This is a genomic window from Pseudomonas sp. BF-RE-22 (assembly GCF_019956155.1).
Taxonomy (GTDB): domain Bacteria; phylum Pseudomonadota; class Gammaproteobacteria; order Pseudomonadales; family Pseudomonadaceae; genus Aquipseudomonas; species Aquipseudomonas migulae.
Genome location: NZ_JAHBDD010000066.1, coordinates 125255 through 140516, shown reverse-complemented (window position 1 = coordinate 140516; position 15262 = coordinate 125255). Strand labels below are relative to the sequence as shown.

Below are 15262 nucleotides of genomic sequence, written 5' to 3'. Positions count from 1 at the left end.
TGGATCCACATTTTCGATCTTAACCGCGTGCATCGCCTTCCCCGTTGTGCATAAGCATTAATTCAAAAGAACATAAACGCCCCGGAAATCCTCAACTATCTTTGCCAAGCGTCAGAATTCTCTGATGTCAGGGACAGCAAGGAGCTGGGAAAACATGAGCACATTGAACAGTGCACAGGAAGCCGTCGATACCGTCGCCAACGAAGCCATTGTCGCTGCGTTGCAGCAAACCTTCGCGGTGGGCGGCGCCATCATCAACAACGCAACGGGCGAGGTCATCGCCGCGCTGCACAACAACGTGCTGATGCCTTTCCCTGGCGGCGGCACGACTTACTTTCTACCCCACGACCCGACCGCCCACGGCGAACGGCAACTGGTGGACTGGTACTACGAAAACGTCGCACCACTGAACCTGCCACCGCCCAATCAACTGACCGTCGTCACCACGCTCGACCCGTGCGCCATGTGCGCCGGTTCGCTGCTGACCGCAGGATTCAACGTCGCTGTCAGTGCGATCGATGACTACGCGGGTATCAACTACAACAGCCAGTTCACCTTTCCATCGTTGCCGCCGCAGATCCGCCAACAGGCGCAGGACACCTGGGGCTATTACGCGATTGCAGCGCCAGTCAGCCGCGCCTATCAGGGTTCGAACAGCCCGGTGTTCGGCGGCCAGACCATCGACTCGGCGGCGTACTTCCTGTGCAGCTCGATCTTCTCCGCCAGCGTCAACACCGTGCGCGACGCCAGCAACAACAGCGGCCTGCCGCCGGATCAACTGCAAAACCCCGCCACCCTGCCGGCGAATAGCAAAGTGCGCCAGGCACTGACAGCCCTCAGCCCATTCGCACTGACCGTGCAATCGGCGAACCCACGGGATCCCGGCGCGGAACTCGCGCCTCCCTTGCTGAAAACCGCGCAGCAAAGCACGGTGTTCAACTCGGTGGCGCTGATCGACCCGTTCGGCAACCTGCTGGTGTGCCTGGGAGGCGTCGAGAACCAGTCGCCGATTCGTACAGCGTTCATGGAAACGACCCGCAGCTATGCGGTCATGCGCTGGACCCTGATGAACGACCCCGATCCGGTGGTTCGCGAACAGGCAGCGCAATACCTGACCCATCCGAAGTACGGCACCTTCGTCTTCCTCTATGCACCTGATCCAACAACGCCCCAGGCCGTGATGACCTTCGGCGCCTACGGTTCGACCATGGAAGGCCCCGTGCCGCAGAGCTATCCGTCGAACCTGCAATACGTGCTGCTGCCGGGCAATACCACCGCGCAAGCGTTGTCGACACTGGCCCAGAACCTGCCGCCGTTCTATACGCAAAGCGTGCAAGTGGCGCCTGCGCAGGTGCTGAGTCAGGACCTGATCAACGCGGTTAAAAACGGCGTGTAATGCTACTTCGGCCAGCCCCGCAGATGCATCTGCGGGGCCGGTCTTACGCCTGCGCAAAAATAGTCTGAATTCAGGGGTTTACAGAACCAACGCAATCGATATAATCGTCGCCCTAACACGCCGGTATAGCTCAGTTGGTAGAGCAACTGACTTGTAATCAGTAGGTCCCGGGTTCGACTCCTGGTGCCGGCACCATACAAAACGAAGCCCTCGTAGAAATACGAGGGCTTTGTTGTTTCTGGGGTTTCATACCCGATTTGGTCACAGCTCTTGTCACAGCTTCTCAGCTGATTGGGAGCTGGCGGCAGCCTTGTTGGCTGGCGCCTCGCTGCACTGCCCATTGATGCGCCCTTCCCTCAGGGGATTGGGGCGCATATTTTGTGGTGGGAGCAAGATGATCTTGTTTCGGCGGGGGGACGTTTCAAACGTCCGGCAAGAGTGCTTGTCGAATCAGCGAAACAGTTCGCCCCGCAAGACTTCCACCACACGCTCCTGCTGCTCGACCGACATGCCTACCCACAGCGGCAGTCGCAGCAAGCGCTCCGAGAGGCTCACCGTGTTGTCCATGGTGCCATGGACACGGCCGTATCGCTTGCCAGCCGGCGAGGAGTGCAGCGGCACGTAATGGAAGACCGAATTGATTCCCTCTCGCTTGAGACCATCGAGCACCGGCTGTCGCGGCACGTCTGCGGGCAGCAGCACGTAGTACATGTGCGCGTTGTGCTGGCAGTCGGCCGGCACGATAGGGCGGCGCAGTGCCCCGCTGGTTTCCAGCGGCGCCAGCAATTCGTGATACCGCTGCCAGATGGCAAGCCGCGCCTGCGTGATCTGTTCGGCCTCTTCCAACTGCGCCCAGAGAAACGCGGCAATCATGTCCCCTGGAAGGAATGACGACCCGACTTCCTGCCAAGTGTATTTGTCGACCTCGCCGCGGAAGAAACGGCTACGGTCAGTGCCTTTTTCGCGGATGATTTCTGCGCGCAACACATACGCAGGATCATTGACGAGCAATGCGCCGCCCTCGCCCGAAATGACGTTCTTGGTCTCATGGAAGCTGAAGGCGCCGAAGTCCCCGATACTGCCCAGAGCACGGCCCTTGTAAGCGGCCATGACCCCCTGCGCCGCGTCCTCGACCACCTTCAGGTTGTGACGCCGGGCAATCTCCATGATCGTATCCATCTCGCAACTCACGCCCGCATAATGAACCGGCACGATTGCCTTGGTACGCGGTGTGATGGCCGCCTCGATCAGCGTCTCATCCAGGTTCAGGGTATCCGGACGGATATCGACGAACACGGGAACGCCGCCGCGCAAAACGAAGGCATTGGCCGTGGAAACGAACGTGAACGAGGGCATGATGACCTCGTCACCCGGCTGGATGTCCAACAACAACGCGGACATTTCCAGCGCTGCCGTGCACGAGTGGGTCAGCAAGGCCTTGCTCGACCCCGTGCGTTCGGTCAACCACTCATGGCACCGCTTGGTGAACGGGCCATCGCCGGCGAGGATATTTCCGAACTTGGCTTCAGCGATGTAATAAAGCTCTTTCCCCGTCATGTAGGGGCGATTGAACTGGATCGTTTTGTCTTCCATCATTTGAGCCTTCGCACGCAAATTTTAATCGGGTCGAACTAGACATCACGTCGTTATGCAACGTGGGGGGCATCCACTCTTTTTCCGGACGACAAGTAGCCTGGAAGCACCGACCGGAAAGCTCACTCCCACCTTGATGAGCAAACACTCCAGCCACATCACGAAACCAAACAGCACATTGAGAGCCTTGGGTACCACTAATTCGGCGGTCTCGCTAGCATTGCACCACTGTAGCTTCTTGGCGCCGCGTGAAATCATCATCGCCGGCAGCAGTTGGCGACGATCTTCATGGGTGCTTGCCGCTAGGTTCCCAGGCGCTCGGGTAGACACACCCCGGGCATTTTGCCTGCGCGACCTGCTGGAAATGGAAAGAAATGCAGAACAACAGCGCCAGTATCCAGAAACGCAACGCAGCCGGTGAAGGTTTGTACGCAAAATTCAGAACAATCGCGACGAAAACCGGCGCCATCAGCAGGTAGTCATACAGGTACGGATGAATGGTAATGGCCTGCGGCCACAGCAGGCAGGTCATCATGTATTGCGAAAAAAGCAGGTAGTAGAACATGCGGATGCCGGCCAACGGGGAGGTCCCCGCCGGTGCCGCAACGCCGGCAGGCTCACGCCGTTTGATCATGCGGAAATAGGCCAACTGGGCTATCAGGAACAGGATCGGCACGGCAATGGTCGGAATTGGCCGCGGGTCCGCCGGATCAAGTACCGACTTCAAGATGTTGGTGAAATAAGTGGTGTCGCCATCCAGGCCAGAGCGAAACATATAGCCGCTGTTGGACGTGGTGAAACCCAGTGCCTTCGATATCAGTGGGGACGGCAGATAGAAGGCAACTGCCGCAACGAGGGCCACCAGTGCCAGACGACACATCCGTCTGTCGAGACCGTCGCTGCGGCATGCCCAAACCAGCAAGGCGATGCCCAGCAACCCCGCCGAGATCGGAGAAAACAAGGCAAATAACACGATCACTGTCATGACCGCTCCGGACCGTTCCTGATTTTTCCAGATCAAGAACGCAACCAGCGCCTGGAGCGTAATTATCAATGGGAACGTATTGTCGACGTTGAATCTGGCCGAAGAAATCCAGAATCCCGGCATCGACACCATGAATACGACCGATAACAGAATCAGCAGTCCCTGACCGAATGCCAGGCGCTTTTCCACCAGACGGGACAGAAAAAAGAACGTAACGCCTGCCAGCGAAATGATATTCAGGAAAGCCCCTGTCATTCTCATCGGCAATGCCGACACACACATTTCCACTTTATAGAGGGCGTACATGTAGAACAGATAAGCCGTGGAATGGTTGGAATACGCGATCTTATTTGCGTAGTGCTCCATCGAATAGAAGACGAGGAAACCGTGCTGCGAAAAAGCGTGTTGATCCCAGATGGGGAACGTGATGTTTCTCAGGCGCTCAGGCGCGTTCACAATCTGGCCTAGCGCTGCCCGAAAGCCCAGTGCGTACACCATGCCGATGGTTATGACGACTGCCAGCAAGTATAAGCAGCAGAAAAACTTATTATTTCTTATAAAGATCATCTTTTCTAATATTCGCAATAAGCTTGGGATAGTTGGTGCCAGTGCGGGAGGCCCAACGCGGCATTTGCTGCCAAACGAAGTAGAATCGGGTAGCGATCGGGGGAATGGCCCGTAGTATAGAAGATTACGGTCAGGCGGCAGCGCAATCATAGTCTATGAAGTACGGCCTGGTGAAGCGCTCCTCGTAGAGAATGGCGAATTGATTCATCGTGCTTTTCCAGTCGTGGGCGGGTGTTGGCGAAGCTGCCAACCACGCGCGCGCAGGCTGCAACGGTCTTTCGAGGCGATTAGTCTTTGATGGCAGGCGCTCGGATGACAAGCCAGTTATTGAGGACGTTACCCCATATCTGACAAACGAGGGCCAGCCTATTTGGTATGACAAAATCAATATTGATTATGGTGAGACCATCGTTACGGCAATTCAACAAGGCATATCCTCATCTGGTGCCGTGGTGTTTTTCGTTACGCCTCACTTTCTGATGTCTCTTGTTGCAAAAACGGTTAGCTCAAAGCTGCTGGAGCCAGACCCACGCACCAAACCAGGAACACCAATATTCCTGAAAAAGGCAGCCGGGAAGGGCCCGTCACGACGCCCTGCGGTGCTCTCACAATGAAGGCCTGATTCTTGAAGTCATAGCGTCCAAGTGTGATCGCGACGCGCTCCATGAGAAATCTCGTCTATGGGCCGTTCTCTGCCAGTCGTCACTACAGGATGTGCTGGTCAGTGACAATGCAAATGGGTGGTCAAGTCCATCTGGCATCCACCAGCGTAATCACCATGGATGTGGGAGACCGAGAGACGGGACCAAGTCGCAACTCCCTGCTGGGCGTTCACCAGATTCTGATGATGGCAGAACTCTCGGTGAACCGGGCGCTGGACCAACTCGACTCGATTGAATAGAACGCTGCACGCAAAAAGCCACGTTCAAGCTCCGTGGATTTCCTGCCTCTTAAAAAGAGGAACTCCACGGACCCCAATCATTTTTTCGGTGAGCTTTATAGGTATGAAGCACTTCTTTCGTAATCAGCAGTTTCGAGGCTCGATTCCCTGTACCAGAAACAACAAAGCCCTCGTAGAAATACGAGGGCTTTGTTGTTTCTGCGGTTTAAAAACGCAGGCCTTAGTGACTCACGCGACGCTCTAATTACCCTTCTGGCACTGCTCAAGAATGAGAACAGCCCCCGGATAATGAAACCCGGACGTACTGGTAACCAAACCACCCTCTGGATCCGGAAAGTAGGCGGCCATGTAATGGGGCCGCCCACGTGTCTGGCTACTCAACTGCTCATGAAGCTCTTCGTACCAAGCCTTGATGTAGGCCGTGACCGGTTTCTTGCCTGAGTTTTCCAGCAGCTTCTCGAAATCGGAATCGGGAAAGAAAGGCGCGGCGAAAGTAGCTGAAAATCGGTAGTCCGCTTCCTGCACGCTCAACTCTCTAACATCCTTCCAGGCAGATTTCTTTTTCTTGAGGATGTTCTTGCTACGAGCACCTGCTGTGGTGCGTGTGCCAATTCGCTGCCATGCCTGCTTGGCTTCGAATGCAAAGGAAACCTCGGGTGTTTGCACCATCAGATCGGCACGACCGATGCGATGGTTTTTCTCAAGGTTTTCATCAGGGGCCCCGCGCTTGGTCGTGCTGTACTCCTCAAGCGCCGCCCACTGATTGATCCACGCCGCGCCCGCCAGAACACTGATGCTGGTCCGCTCGTTGTACCACCAGGGTGCATCACAGCAGGATTCTCCAGTCGCTTTTTCAACATTGCGCAGGTAGCGGTCAATCGACTTTTTCCACCCCTGCAACAACTGCTGGATATGCTCATCGTGTGCGAAATGTTCTGTGTTGAAACCGTCGATGGTGAAGAAACTCATAAAATTAACTCAACTCCTTTTGGGCGCTGTGGCAGGGATAATTATTGCGAGCCACTATTACGACATCATCCACGATAACACCAGCTAACTGGCTGATTTATGTGGCGGGCAAATAAAAAAACCCTCGCCGCACGACGAGGGTTTTGTTGTTTTCGCAGTTTGAAAAAGCCGGTCTTAGTGACCCGCGCTCTGCCCACCATCCACATGCAGGATTTCGCCAGTAACGAAATTGGCGCTGTCCAGATAAACAACCGCCTGCGCAATGTCGCTGATCTCGCCCATGTGCCCGACCGGGTGCAGAGCGCCCAGCGCTGCGTGGGTTTCCTCACCGTGCATCGGCGTCTTGATGATGCCTGGGGAAACCGCGTTGACCCGAATCCCGCGCTTGGCGTATTCGATGGCCAGGGATTTGGTCGCCGCGTTCAAACCACCTTTGGTCAGCGAAGCCAGTACCGATGGCACGCCGTCGATCGCGTGGTCGACCAGGCTGGTGGTGATGTTGACGACGTGGCCGCTGCCTTGTTTTTCCATCTCGGTGATCGCGAGTTGGGTGATGTAGAAGAAGCCGTTCAGGTTCACCGACAGCACATTGGCGTAGTCTTCAGCGGTGTACTGGGTGAACGGTTTGGCGACGAAGATACCGGCGTTGTTGACCAGGGTGTCGACGCGGCCAAAACGTGCTATGGCTTCGCGGATCACTTGTTGAGCGACTTCCGGGTTGCCGATGTCGCCGGCCACGGTGAGGATGTCCGGATCGGTGGATGGCTTGATCGAACGGGAAGTGGCGACAACTTTGTAATCCAGATCACGGAACGCTTTAACCATGCCGGCGCCGAGACCTTGGGAAGCGCCAGTAATTACGATGACTTTTTTCGAATTGCTCATGATGAACCTCTACTAATAAATGATGGTTTGAAAAAGTAATGAATCAGGCTTCGGCGGGTTCCTTCGCCATTTGTCTCAACATTTGCTCGTAGTACTCGACCGACTGCGAACCGGACACCAGGTGCCGACCGTTGAGGATCATGGCCGGTACCGAATTGATGCCGTGCTGCTGGTAAAAAGCTTCCAGCTCACGCACTTCTTTGGCGAACGCTCCGGACGCCAACACCTCTTGCGCCGCCGCTGCATCCAGCCCCGCTTCGGCTGCCAGTCGAACCAGCGTCTCGCGATCACTCGGGTTCTGGCCGTCGGTGAAGTAACCGCGTAGCAGGATCTTCTTCAGCGCAACTTGCCGCCCTTGCTGTAACGCCCACAACAGCAGACGGTGAGCATCGAAGGTGTTGTAGAAGTGGGTGCGCTTCTCCAGGTCAAACTTGAAACCGAGTGCTTCACCACGAGCGATTTGCATCGCTTTGCCGGCGGCGACGTCTTCAGCGGTGCGCCCGTATTTGCGCATCAGGTGCTCGACGGCTTTCTCGCCTTCAAGTGGCATGTTCGGGTTCAACTCGAACGGCTTGTAGGTCAGATCCACCGAGACTTCACCCGACACGTTCTCAATCGCCTGCTCTAACGCCGTCGCGCCCAGTGCACACCAAGGGCACACCACGTCGGAGACGAAATCGATGGAGACCGACGCAGTCACGACTTGCCCTCCTTCTCAGCCAGTTGCTTGCGGTACTGGGTGGTAGTGATCCCGGCGTAGCCCCAGTTATCGGTGTCGACTTCTTCGATCACGATGTGGGTCAGGTGCGGGTCCTTCTTGAGGACGCGTTCCAGTGTTTCAGTGATTTCAGCGATCACCTGAGCTTTCTGCTCAGAGGTAACGCCATCGCGGGTAATGCGTACGCTTACAAAAGGCATGAGGAAGATCTCCAGTGACCTGCTCATCGGGATGATGGGTAGGTGTTGGAGCTCAATGTAGGAGTTTGGGGGGTGGGGATAAAGGTGGGGGCGGGAACATCATTAGTTACGTGGTGTAATTGGTTGTGCTACGCAGTCGGGAAAAATGCTTGGATCAAAAATCCTCAATCAGCTAACCTCTCTTTATCGAAAATTTTAGATATCACTTGGGAAGAGGTGGAGCTTCATGACAATTCAATTCTTCGACAGCCCATTCCACGTCACGCATGACGAGGAGGTCGCCAGCAAAATGGCCTTGAAAATGGAGTTGTCGATATTCATCACTGACTGCATCAAAAAACTGGGCCTCAAACAGAGCGAGGCCGCAGACAAGCTAGGCGTGACTCAATCACGCATTTCAGAACTGGCCACTGGCAAGATCGAGAAATTCACCATCGATGCAATGATGGACATGCTGGATAAACTGGGCTTGCGCACCACGTTTACATTGCCGTCCAACGAGACCGGAGCCTTGCCACAAATCGTCATTTCAAAAGCTCACGCTGGCTAGACGTTGAACCCCATTTTCCGAAGTTCTCGTTTCAGCTCTTTCAACCGATCTTGCGCAACGGCCATTGCGTGACGATCTGTTCTGTTGGTGGTTTTCACGAACGAATGAAGGACGAAAATGGTGTCCGCATACTTTGCAATGTAAATGCAGCGGTATGCAGGGCTACCGTTGATGATCAACTCAATGGCACCCGCTCCAACCGAACTGAGCTGCTTGATTGCCAGTTCTGGATCTGCGCTGTATTGCACGCGCATCAGGTCTTTCCCGAACTCATCCTGTACCCAGCTCGGCAAGTCTTTGTACTCACGAGTTGCAGCTTCATTTACAAAAGCAAATCTCTTCAAAAGTGGATTCCTACCTGGAACAGGCGCTGCTTTCCGAACGTCTCAGTAGACGATTGATAGGCGCTGTTTAGTAGTTATCGCTGGCTGTTTCCGCAGTAGGACTCAGCCTCTTTTGAAGTAGTCCGCCTTGTTACGTGGCGCAGTTTTTCACTTTTTGCGACACGTCTTGGGAATCGCTTTTTGTAGGAGCCGGCTTGCCGGCGACAGCGATTTTGAGGACGCCATCGCCAGCAAGCCGGCTCCTACACGTTCGGGGGTTTAATCAACGATTACGGTTTCTACGGTGATTTGCTTGAGGGCGTGAAACGGTGCGAGAGCAGCTTCATCGGCGGTAGCACCGGTAATCAACCGCCACTCCCGCTCAATCGGCGTCCAGTGCTGTTGCCGCGCTCGGCCGAGTTTGTCGGTGTCGGCGAGAACAACAATCTGCGCCGCCCGTTTGATGATGCATTCCTTGAGATAGGCCTGCTGCGCGCTCGCCTCACACAATCCAAACTCCGCGACCACGCCGTCCGCACCGAGGAAGGCTTTGTCGACGCTCAGTCGACTTAACGTCAACTCCGCCAACGGCCCCAGCGTGCTCATGCTCGAACCGCGCAAGTCGCCGCCGATCAGGGTAAGGCGAATGCCCGGCGCATTGGCCAGGGTCATCACCGCCAGCAGGTTGTTGGTGACCACGTGCACGTCTTGTCGCGAGCACAGGTGATGGGCCAGCGCGGCGCAGGTGGTGCCGCCGTCGAGCAGGACGGTGTCGCCGTCCTGGACATGCGCCGCCGCCGCTTGGGCGATGGCGTCTTTCTGTTCCCACTGGCTGGTTTTGCGTTCTTCGAGGGAGGCTTCCGGTTCATGCACGCCGACCACGGCGGTGGCGCCGCCGTAGGTGCGCACCAGGTGCCGTTGTTTGGCGAGCATGGTCAGGTCGCGTCGCACCGTGGCTTCCGAAACCCCGAGGGCCGCGCTCAATTGCTCGACGTTGGCATCGCCGATGCGTACGAGGTCGAGGATGGCGCGGTGGCGTTCGGAGGCTTTCATGGCGGGTCTCGCACGGTGGACGGTGGTCGATCTTACACGACAGCGCCCCTGCGGCTCATCCCCGTCGCGTAGCCAGTTCCGCGCCCTGGCGCAGCGCTTCGAGCAGGCTGCGCTCATCGGCGATGCCTTTACCGGCGATGTCGAATGCGGTGCCGTGGTCGACCGAAGTGCGAATCACGTCTAGGCCGACGGTGACGTTCACGCCCGCTTCCAGGCCGAGCACCTTGACCGGGCCGTGACCCTGGTCGTGATACATCGCGACCACCAGATCGAAGTCGCCGCGTCCGGCGCGGAAGAACAGGGTGTCGGCCGGCAGCGGGCCGGTGACATCGAGGCCGCGTTCCTGCAACAGCTTCACCGCAGGGATGATTTTTTCTTCTTCTTCGCCATAACCGAACAGGCCGTTTTCACCGGCATGCGGATTGATCCCGCACACGCCGATGCGCGGGCGGGCGATGCCGGCCTTGATCAGCGTCGCGTTGCCGCGCTCGATGGTGCGCTGGACCAGGCCCGGCTCGATCTTGCGGATCGCATCGATGATGCCGATGTGGGTCGTGACGTGAATCACCCGCAATTGCGGTGCCACCAGCATCATGGATACTTCATCGACGTTGGTCAGATGCGCGAGCATTTCGGTGTGACCTGGGTATTTGTGGCCGCCGGCGTGCAGCGCTTCCTTGTTCAGCGGCGCGGTGCAGATCGCGTCAATTTGATTGGCCTGCGCCAGCTCCACGGCACGAGCGATGTATTGATAAGCGGCATCACCGGCGATAGGCGACAGCACACCAAATGGCAGGTCGTCGGGGATCAGGTCGAGGTCGATGCAGTCGATCACGCCGGTCTCGTAGCGTGCCTCGGAAGCGTCCTTGATGCGGCGAATTTTGGCGCTGCCGCCGACGATCACATTGGCTTGTTCGAGACGGCGCGCATCACCAATCACCAGCGGTCGGCACTGTTGATAGACGATGTCGTGAGTCAGGCTCTTGACCACGATTTCCGGACCGACACCCGAGGCGTCGCCCATGGTGATGCCGATGATAGGGAGGTAATTGCTCATAGTGTTCATTCGAGTCCTTGGATTCGTGTGCGTTGGGGCGAGGAGCGATCGGCGCTGTCGCTCAGGTGTTGCCATGCCGCATACAAAGCGTGATCGGTGCCGAACGCTCCGGCCTTGGTCACGATGCCGGGACGATGGCCTTGCCGGGAAACAGTCGGGCGGGCGAAGGCAACGCCGGCCTCGATTTCGGTGATGAGTTGCAGGCTGTCGATGCCGACGGTGGTCAAGATGGCCCGGGCCGTCTCACCGCCTGTGGCGATCAGGCCGCCGACCTTGGCGAAGTGCGGTTCGACCAGCACGGCCAACATGCTTGAAAGTTGCGCACCCTCTTGCGGATCGAACGCGTCATCGCGGCCGATGCGCAGCAGCAGGTCGCTCCAGCCATCGAGTTGCTCGCCAATGCGCGCCTGCCAGGTTGCCCAATCTTCATGGGCGACGCCCTGGCGAAGGACCTCGGGCGGGACGACCAGTTCGCTGACGCCGCCGCGCTCCTTGAGCAGCGCGCATTGCCGCTCGCAGACGCCGGAAAGGCTGCCGACGAGGATCAGGATCGGCGCCTGGTTTTTTTCCTGCGCGGTCGATTCGATGGCCGTGAACCGTGTTTCTGAAAAATCCGGAAGGCTGGCGATTTCCCGCGCCAGGCCACCCGAACCGATCCAGAACAGCGGCTGATCCATCGACGCGGTCAGGCGAGCGAGGGTCAGCAGATCGTCTTCGATTTGTGCATCGACGATCAGCGCTTGCGTGCCGCTGCGGGCGACTTCGGTGATGCGCTGCGCGAGCGCATTTTCGTTGCCGCGCAAAGTGTCGAGGTCCAGCTTCGCGGTACTCAGGCCGGCGGCGATGAGCATCGCTTCTACGTCAGCTGGGCGATCAGCGTTTTCGAGTTTCCAGGTATCGGTGGTTTCCAGCGGTTGACCGTTCACGAAGACCCGACCGCCGCGCAACGTGCGCCCCGTAGCAGGGAATGCCGGGGCGACGATCGCCAGGCCGGCCAAGGGTTGCAGGGCAGCAACTTCCGCTGCCCAGTTACCGCGCAAGGTCGAATCGATTTTCTTGTACAACCGCTGCCCAGGCTGATGCAGCGCCTTGAATGCAGCAACGGTGCGCTCGGCAGCCTGCGCCGCAGAGAGGCGGCGAGTGTCCGTATCAGCAGCGATCACCTGAGCATCGGCCTTGTCATTCAAAGGATCGAGCGTGACGACGGTTTGTAGCCCCACGCTCGCAAAGCCGATGGCGCAATCCGCCGCACCGGACAGATCATCGGCGATGATCAGAATCCTCATCGCAACGCCTCCTGCTTTTGAGGTTCGATCTCCTGCTCAGGGATGACGACAGGGTTGCGCTTTTGTACGCGCTTGGCGACGGCTGCAGTGAGTATCGGCGCAAGAATCGCGGTGACCACCACGCAGGCGGCTACCAATATGGTCGCGCTCTTGGCCGCTTCGGCGTAAACCGGATTGGCCGCCGCGATCAGCGCAGGAACGGCTGCGGCGTTCCCGGCGGTGGTAGCCGCAGCGACACCCGCGACGCCCGTGCCACCGGTCAAACGATCAGCGAAGAACAGCGGAATGCCAGTCAACACAACGACGGCGACACCCATGCCGAGACCCAGCAAACCAGCCTGCCAGACGTTGTGCAGATCCAGACTTGCGCCCAGTGCCAAAGCGAAAAACGGGATCATCACCGGAACGGCCTTGGCCAGGAAGTCGCGCATGTCGCGGTCGAGATTGCCCAGCAACATGCCCAGCGCCAGCGGCAGGATGCTTCCCACCAGCGTCGGCCACGGGAACGCCGACAGGCCGGCGATGCCAAGGGTGACCATGGTCAGAAACGGGCCGGACTCCAGGGACATGACCGAGTAGGCACCGACGTCTTCGGAGCGACCGTACTGCCCCATCAGCGCCATGTACAAGCCGCCGTTGGTGTCGTTCATCGCGGCGACCACCGCCAGCGTCGAGATGCCGGCGAACAAGCCTGACGAAATCGGCTGCTCGCCCAGGAAATGCCCGAGCACGATACCGATGAGCACGGCGATGCCGACTTTGGTAATCAGCAGCGTGCCGCCCTTCTTGAGCAGGTAAGGCGTGGCCTTGATGTTGATGCTCGCGCCCATGCACACATAGAACACCGCGAGGATAGGCAACGCTCCGGTGAACAGCGCGTTGGTGAAGGAGCCGAAAAACTTGGGCGTATCAGGCATGAAGGTGGCGACCAGCGAACCGATCAGCAGGGGCACGATCATCATGCCGCCCGGAATGCGTTCTATGGTGCGCTTGATAGGAAATTGGGCCACGAGGGTCTCCTTTTATAATTGTGGGGTAAGACGTGTTTCACCTCGAAACTGACTGAACCGATCACCAGAGTGATTGATTCAGTCAAAATAATCTTATGCCACCCTTACAAATTGCGCAAATCAATCATTTTGGATGCTCGTTTTGATCATTTTGCGTCGGTAGTCGTTGCGCACCTGACGCACTTGCCGCGACCTAGAGCCTCGCGCCGCCCACAAAAAAGCCCCGAACCAGTCGGGGCTTCTTCGTTCTCAGCCTCTAATCAGGCCTCGATACGGCAACCGATCATCAGAAAATGTTGATCGGGTAGTCGACGAACACACGTACTTCGTTGCCGCTGACGTTGTACTCACTCGACTTCTGCGAAACACGCAGGATCGAGCTGCGCAGTTTCACGCTCAGGTCTTTGGCCGGGCCGCTTTGCACGACGTACTTGAACTGGTTGAAGATTTCGCGCTCGGTACCGCCTTCGCTGGTGGAGGTGGTGATGTTGTCGCCGCGCACGTAAGCCACGTTGTAGCTCAGGCCCGGAACGCCGAACGTGCTGAAGTCCAGACCGTAGCCGACCTGCCAGCTGCGCTCGTCTTCAGCGTTGAAGTCGGACCAGTAGGAGTTCGCCAGGTAGATGGTGTTGCCACCGTCACCGACGCGACCTTGATCCTTCTGATAGCCGCCGTAGGCGTAGCCCAGGTTGCTGTCGCCGGTGCTGCGCTGGTGAGCGACGGTGAACGAGTGCGGGCCGGTGGCGAAGGTGGCTGCCAGGCTCCAGATCTTGTTGTCATCGCCGGTGGCGCCGCTTTCGCGGACGTAGGAATCGTCCAGCTTGGTGCGGTAGCCGTTGAAGTCGAGGGTCAGGGACTGATCCTTGTCGATCGGGAACACGTAGTTGGCGTTCACGTATTGCTTCTTCAACACGTCTTCAACGTCGGACGCGTACACCGCCGCCTTGAACTGCTCGGTGAACTGGTAGCTACCGCCCAATACGTTGATCGACTTCAAGCCACCGCTGTCACGGCCTTCCGCGCTTTTGCGCGATTCGGCGGTGAAGCGACCGGCGTTCAGTTCCAGGCCTTTGATCTCCTTGGAGGTGATCAGCGTGCCGGTATAGCTTTCCGGCAGCAGGCGCACGTTGTCGTAGCTCAACACCGGCAGGGCCGGCATCTGGTCACCGTAAGTCAGCGTGGTGCTGGAGAGACGGAATTTGACCGCTGCGCCGCCCTTCGACAGGTCGTCAGCCGCGTTGCCACTGTCGCCTTTCTTGAAGAAGTCGATGCCTTGCGCGCCGGTGCGACCCTTGCCGCCGTCCAGACGCAGTGCGTACAGACCGAACGCGTCCACACCCACACCGACGGTGCCTTGGGTGAAACCGGACGAGAACGTGCCGATGGCCGCTTGGCCCCACTCGGCTTTGTCCGCACGACCGTCTTTGTAGTCACGATTGATGTAGGCGTTGCGCAGCAGCACTTTTAGGCTGCTGTCTTCAACAAAACCCTTGGATTCGGCCTGGTCGTTAGCCATGGCCTGTGTCGCACTCAACATCCCCAGAGCGATCAGGCTGATTCGCTTATTCAACATTTTGTTCTTTTCCTTATTTCGGGTTGATACGCGCTGTGTCGAACGGCTGAAACGGCGCTATCGCACTCTTTTTTCACCCGAAAACAAAAAGGCCCGCCCACGATAAATCGCGGAGCGGGCCTTTTTATTTTTTTGAGTCATGGCGGTTAGCCACAGGCGTTGGGGCGAATCCTATCCGCGCCCTTAACCATGTGTC

The 15262-nt window shown here is 57.7% G+C and carries 16 protein-coding genes and 1 tRNA gene; 5 read left to right on the top strand and 12 right to left on the bottom strand.

Features of this window, described 5'->3' with window-relative positions; genetic code table 11:
* The first annotated feature begins 154 nt into the window (after positions 1-154).
* Together KGA82_RS25135 and KGA82_RS25130 are read left to right on the top strand one after the other, a co-directional pair.
* Entirely contained in the window at positions 155-1396 is a 1242-nt protein-coding gene (locus KGA82_RS25135) for a nucleoside deaminase (protein ID WP_008041036.1), read from the top strand.
* A gap of 119 nt (positions 1397-1515) precedes the next feature.
* Positions 1516-1591 (top strand) — tRNA-Thr (locus tag KGA82_RS25130).
* 255 nt (positions 1592-1846) lie between these two features.
* Here KGA82_RS25130 and rffA read toward each other — a convergent pair.
* Together rffA and KGA82_RS25120 are read right to left on the bottom strand one after the other, a co-directional pair.
* The gene (gene rffA, locus KGA82_RS25125; RefSeq protein ID WP_223453020.1) at positions 1847-2989 is read right to left on the bottom strand and encodes a dTDP-4-amino-4,6-dideoxygalactose transaminase; all 1143 of its coding nucleotides are present in this window, start codon (positions 2987-2989) and stop codon (positions 1847-1849) included.
* Between the two features lie 286 nt (positions 2990-3275).
* Positions 3276-4499, bottom strand: coding sequence for a hypothetical protein (locus KGA82_RS25120; RefSeq protein WP_223452932.1), 1224 nt, complete (start codon positions 4497-4499; stop codon positions 3276-3278).
* A 251-nt stretch (positions 4500-4750) separates the two neighbouring features.
* Between KGA82_RS25120 and KGA82_RS25115 the strand changes: the two genes are divergently transcribed.
* A complete protein-coding gene (locus KGA82_RS25115) occupies positions 4751-5155 on the top strand; it encodes a toll/interleukin-1 receptor domain-containing protein (protein WP_223452926.1) in 405 nt (134 codons plus the stop codon).
* A 50-nt stretch (positions 5156-5205) separates the two neighbouring features.
* Complete coding sequence (locus KGA82_RS29560) at positions 5206-5442, top strand: DUF6124 family protein (protein WP_411737597.1); 237 nt, start codon at positions 5206-5208, stop codon at positions 5440-5442.
* A 240-nt stretch (positions 5443-5682) separates the two neighbouring features.
* On the opposite strand, the gene KGA82_RS25110 is transcribed toward KGA82_RS29560, so the two are convergent.
* The 4 genes from KGA82_RS25110 to KGA82_RS25095 form a co-directional block, all read right to left on the bottom strand.
* A complete protein-coding gene (locus KGA82_RS25110) occupies positions 5683-6411 on the bottom strand; it encodes a hypothetical protein (protein WP_223452918.1) in 729 nt (242 codons plus the stop codon).
* Positions 6412-6585: 174 nt separating this feature from the next.
* A complete protein-coding gene (locus tag KGA82_RS25105; RefSeq protein WP_008024998.1) occupies positions 6586-7296 on the bottom strand; it encodes an SDR family NAD(P)-dependent oxidoreductase in 711 nt (236 codons plus the stop codon).
* A 43-nt stretch (positions 7297-7339) separates the two neighbouring features.
* On the bottom strand, positions 7340-7996 hold the full coding sequence (locus KGA82_RS25100; protein ID WP_223452914.1) for a DsbA family oxidoreductase: 657 nt from the start codon (positions 7994-7996) through the stop codon (positions 7340-7342).
* A complete protein-coding gene (locus KGA82_RS25095; RefSeq protein WP_008025002.1) occupies positions 7993-8214 on the bottom strand; it encodes a tautomerase family protein in 222 nt (73 codons plus the stop codon). The genes KGA82_RS25100 and KGA82_RS25095 overlap by 4 nt, the downstream gene beginning before the upstream one ends.
* A gap of 226 nt (positions 8215-8440) precedes the next feature.
* On the opposite strand from KGA82_RS25095, the gene KGA82_RS25090 reads away from it, so the two are divergent.
* Positions 8441-8764 (top strand): helix-turn-helix domain-containing protein, encoded by a 324-nt coding sequence (locus KGA82_RS25090; RefSeq protein ID WP_223452911.1) that lies wholly within the window; start codon positions 8441-8443, stop codon positions 8762-8764.
* On the opposite strand, the gene KGA82_RS25085 is transcribed toward KGA82_RS25090, so the two are convergent.
* The 6 genes from KGA82_RS25085 to KGA82_RS25060 all read right to left on the bottom strand — a co-directional run bounded on the left by KGA82_RS25085 (position 8761) and on the right by KGA82_RS25060 (position 15066).
* Positions 8761-9108, bottom strand: a complete 348-nt coding sequence (locus tag KGA82_RS25085) for a type II toxin-antitoxin system RelE/ParE family toxin (RefSeq protein ID WP_008041045.1) — start codon at positions 9106-9108, stop codon at positions 8761-8763. The two genes, KGA82_RS25090 and KGA82_RS25085, sit on opposite strands and share 4 nt — an antisense overlap.
* Before the next feature lie 258 nt (positions 9109-9366).
* A complete protein-coding gene (locus tag KGA82_RS25080) occupies positions 9367-10140 on the bottom strand; it encodes a DeoR/GlpR family DNA-binding transcription regulator (protein WP_192226787.1) in 774 nt (257 codons plus the stop codon).
* Positions 10141-10195: 55 nt separating this feature from the next.
* Positions 10196-11197 (bottom strand): 4-hydroxythreonine-4-phosphate dehydrogenase PdxA, encoded by a 1002-nt coding sequence (gene pdxA / locus KGA82_RS25075; protein WP_223452906.1) that lies wholly within the window; start codon positions 11195-11197, stop codon positions 10196-10198.
* A 5-nt stretch (positions 11198-11202) separates the two neighbouring features.
* Positions 11203-12483, bottom strand: a complete 1281-nt coding sequence (locus KGA82_RS25070) for a four-carbon acid sugar kinase family protein (protein WP_223452903.1) — start codon at positions 12481-12483, stop codon at positions 11203-11205.
* Positions 12480-13493: a 2-keto-3-deoxygluconate permease gene (locus tag KGA82_RS25065; RefSeq protein WP_008025009.1), complete on the bottom strand. Its 1014-nt coding sequence runs from the start codon at positions 13491-13493 to the stop codon at positions 12480-12482. The genes KGA82_RS25070 and KGA82_RS25065 overlap by 4 nt, the downstream gene beginning before the upstream one ends.
* A 286-nt stretch (positions 13494-13779) precedes the next feature.
* On the bottom strand, positions 13780-15066 hold the full coding sequence (locus KGA82_RS25060; RefSeq protein ID WP_192226780.1) for an OprD family porin: 1287 nt from the start codon (positions 15064-15066) through the stop codon (positions 13780-13782).
* Positions 15067-15262: the final 196 nt, after the last annotated feature.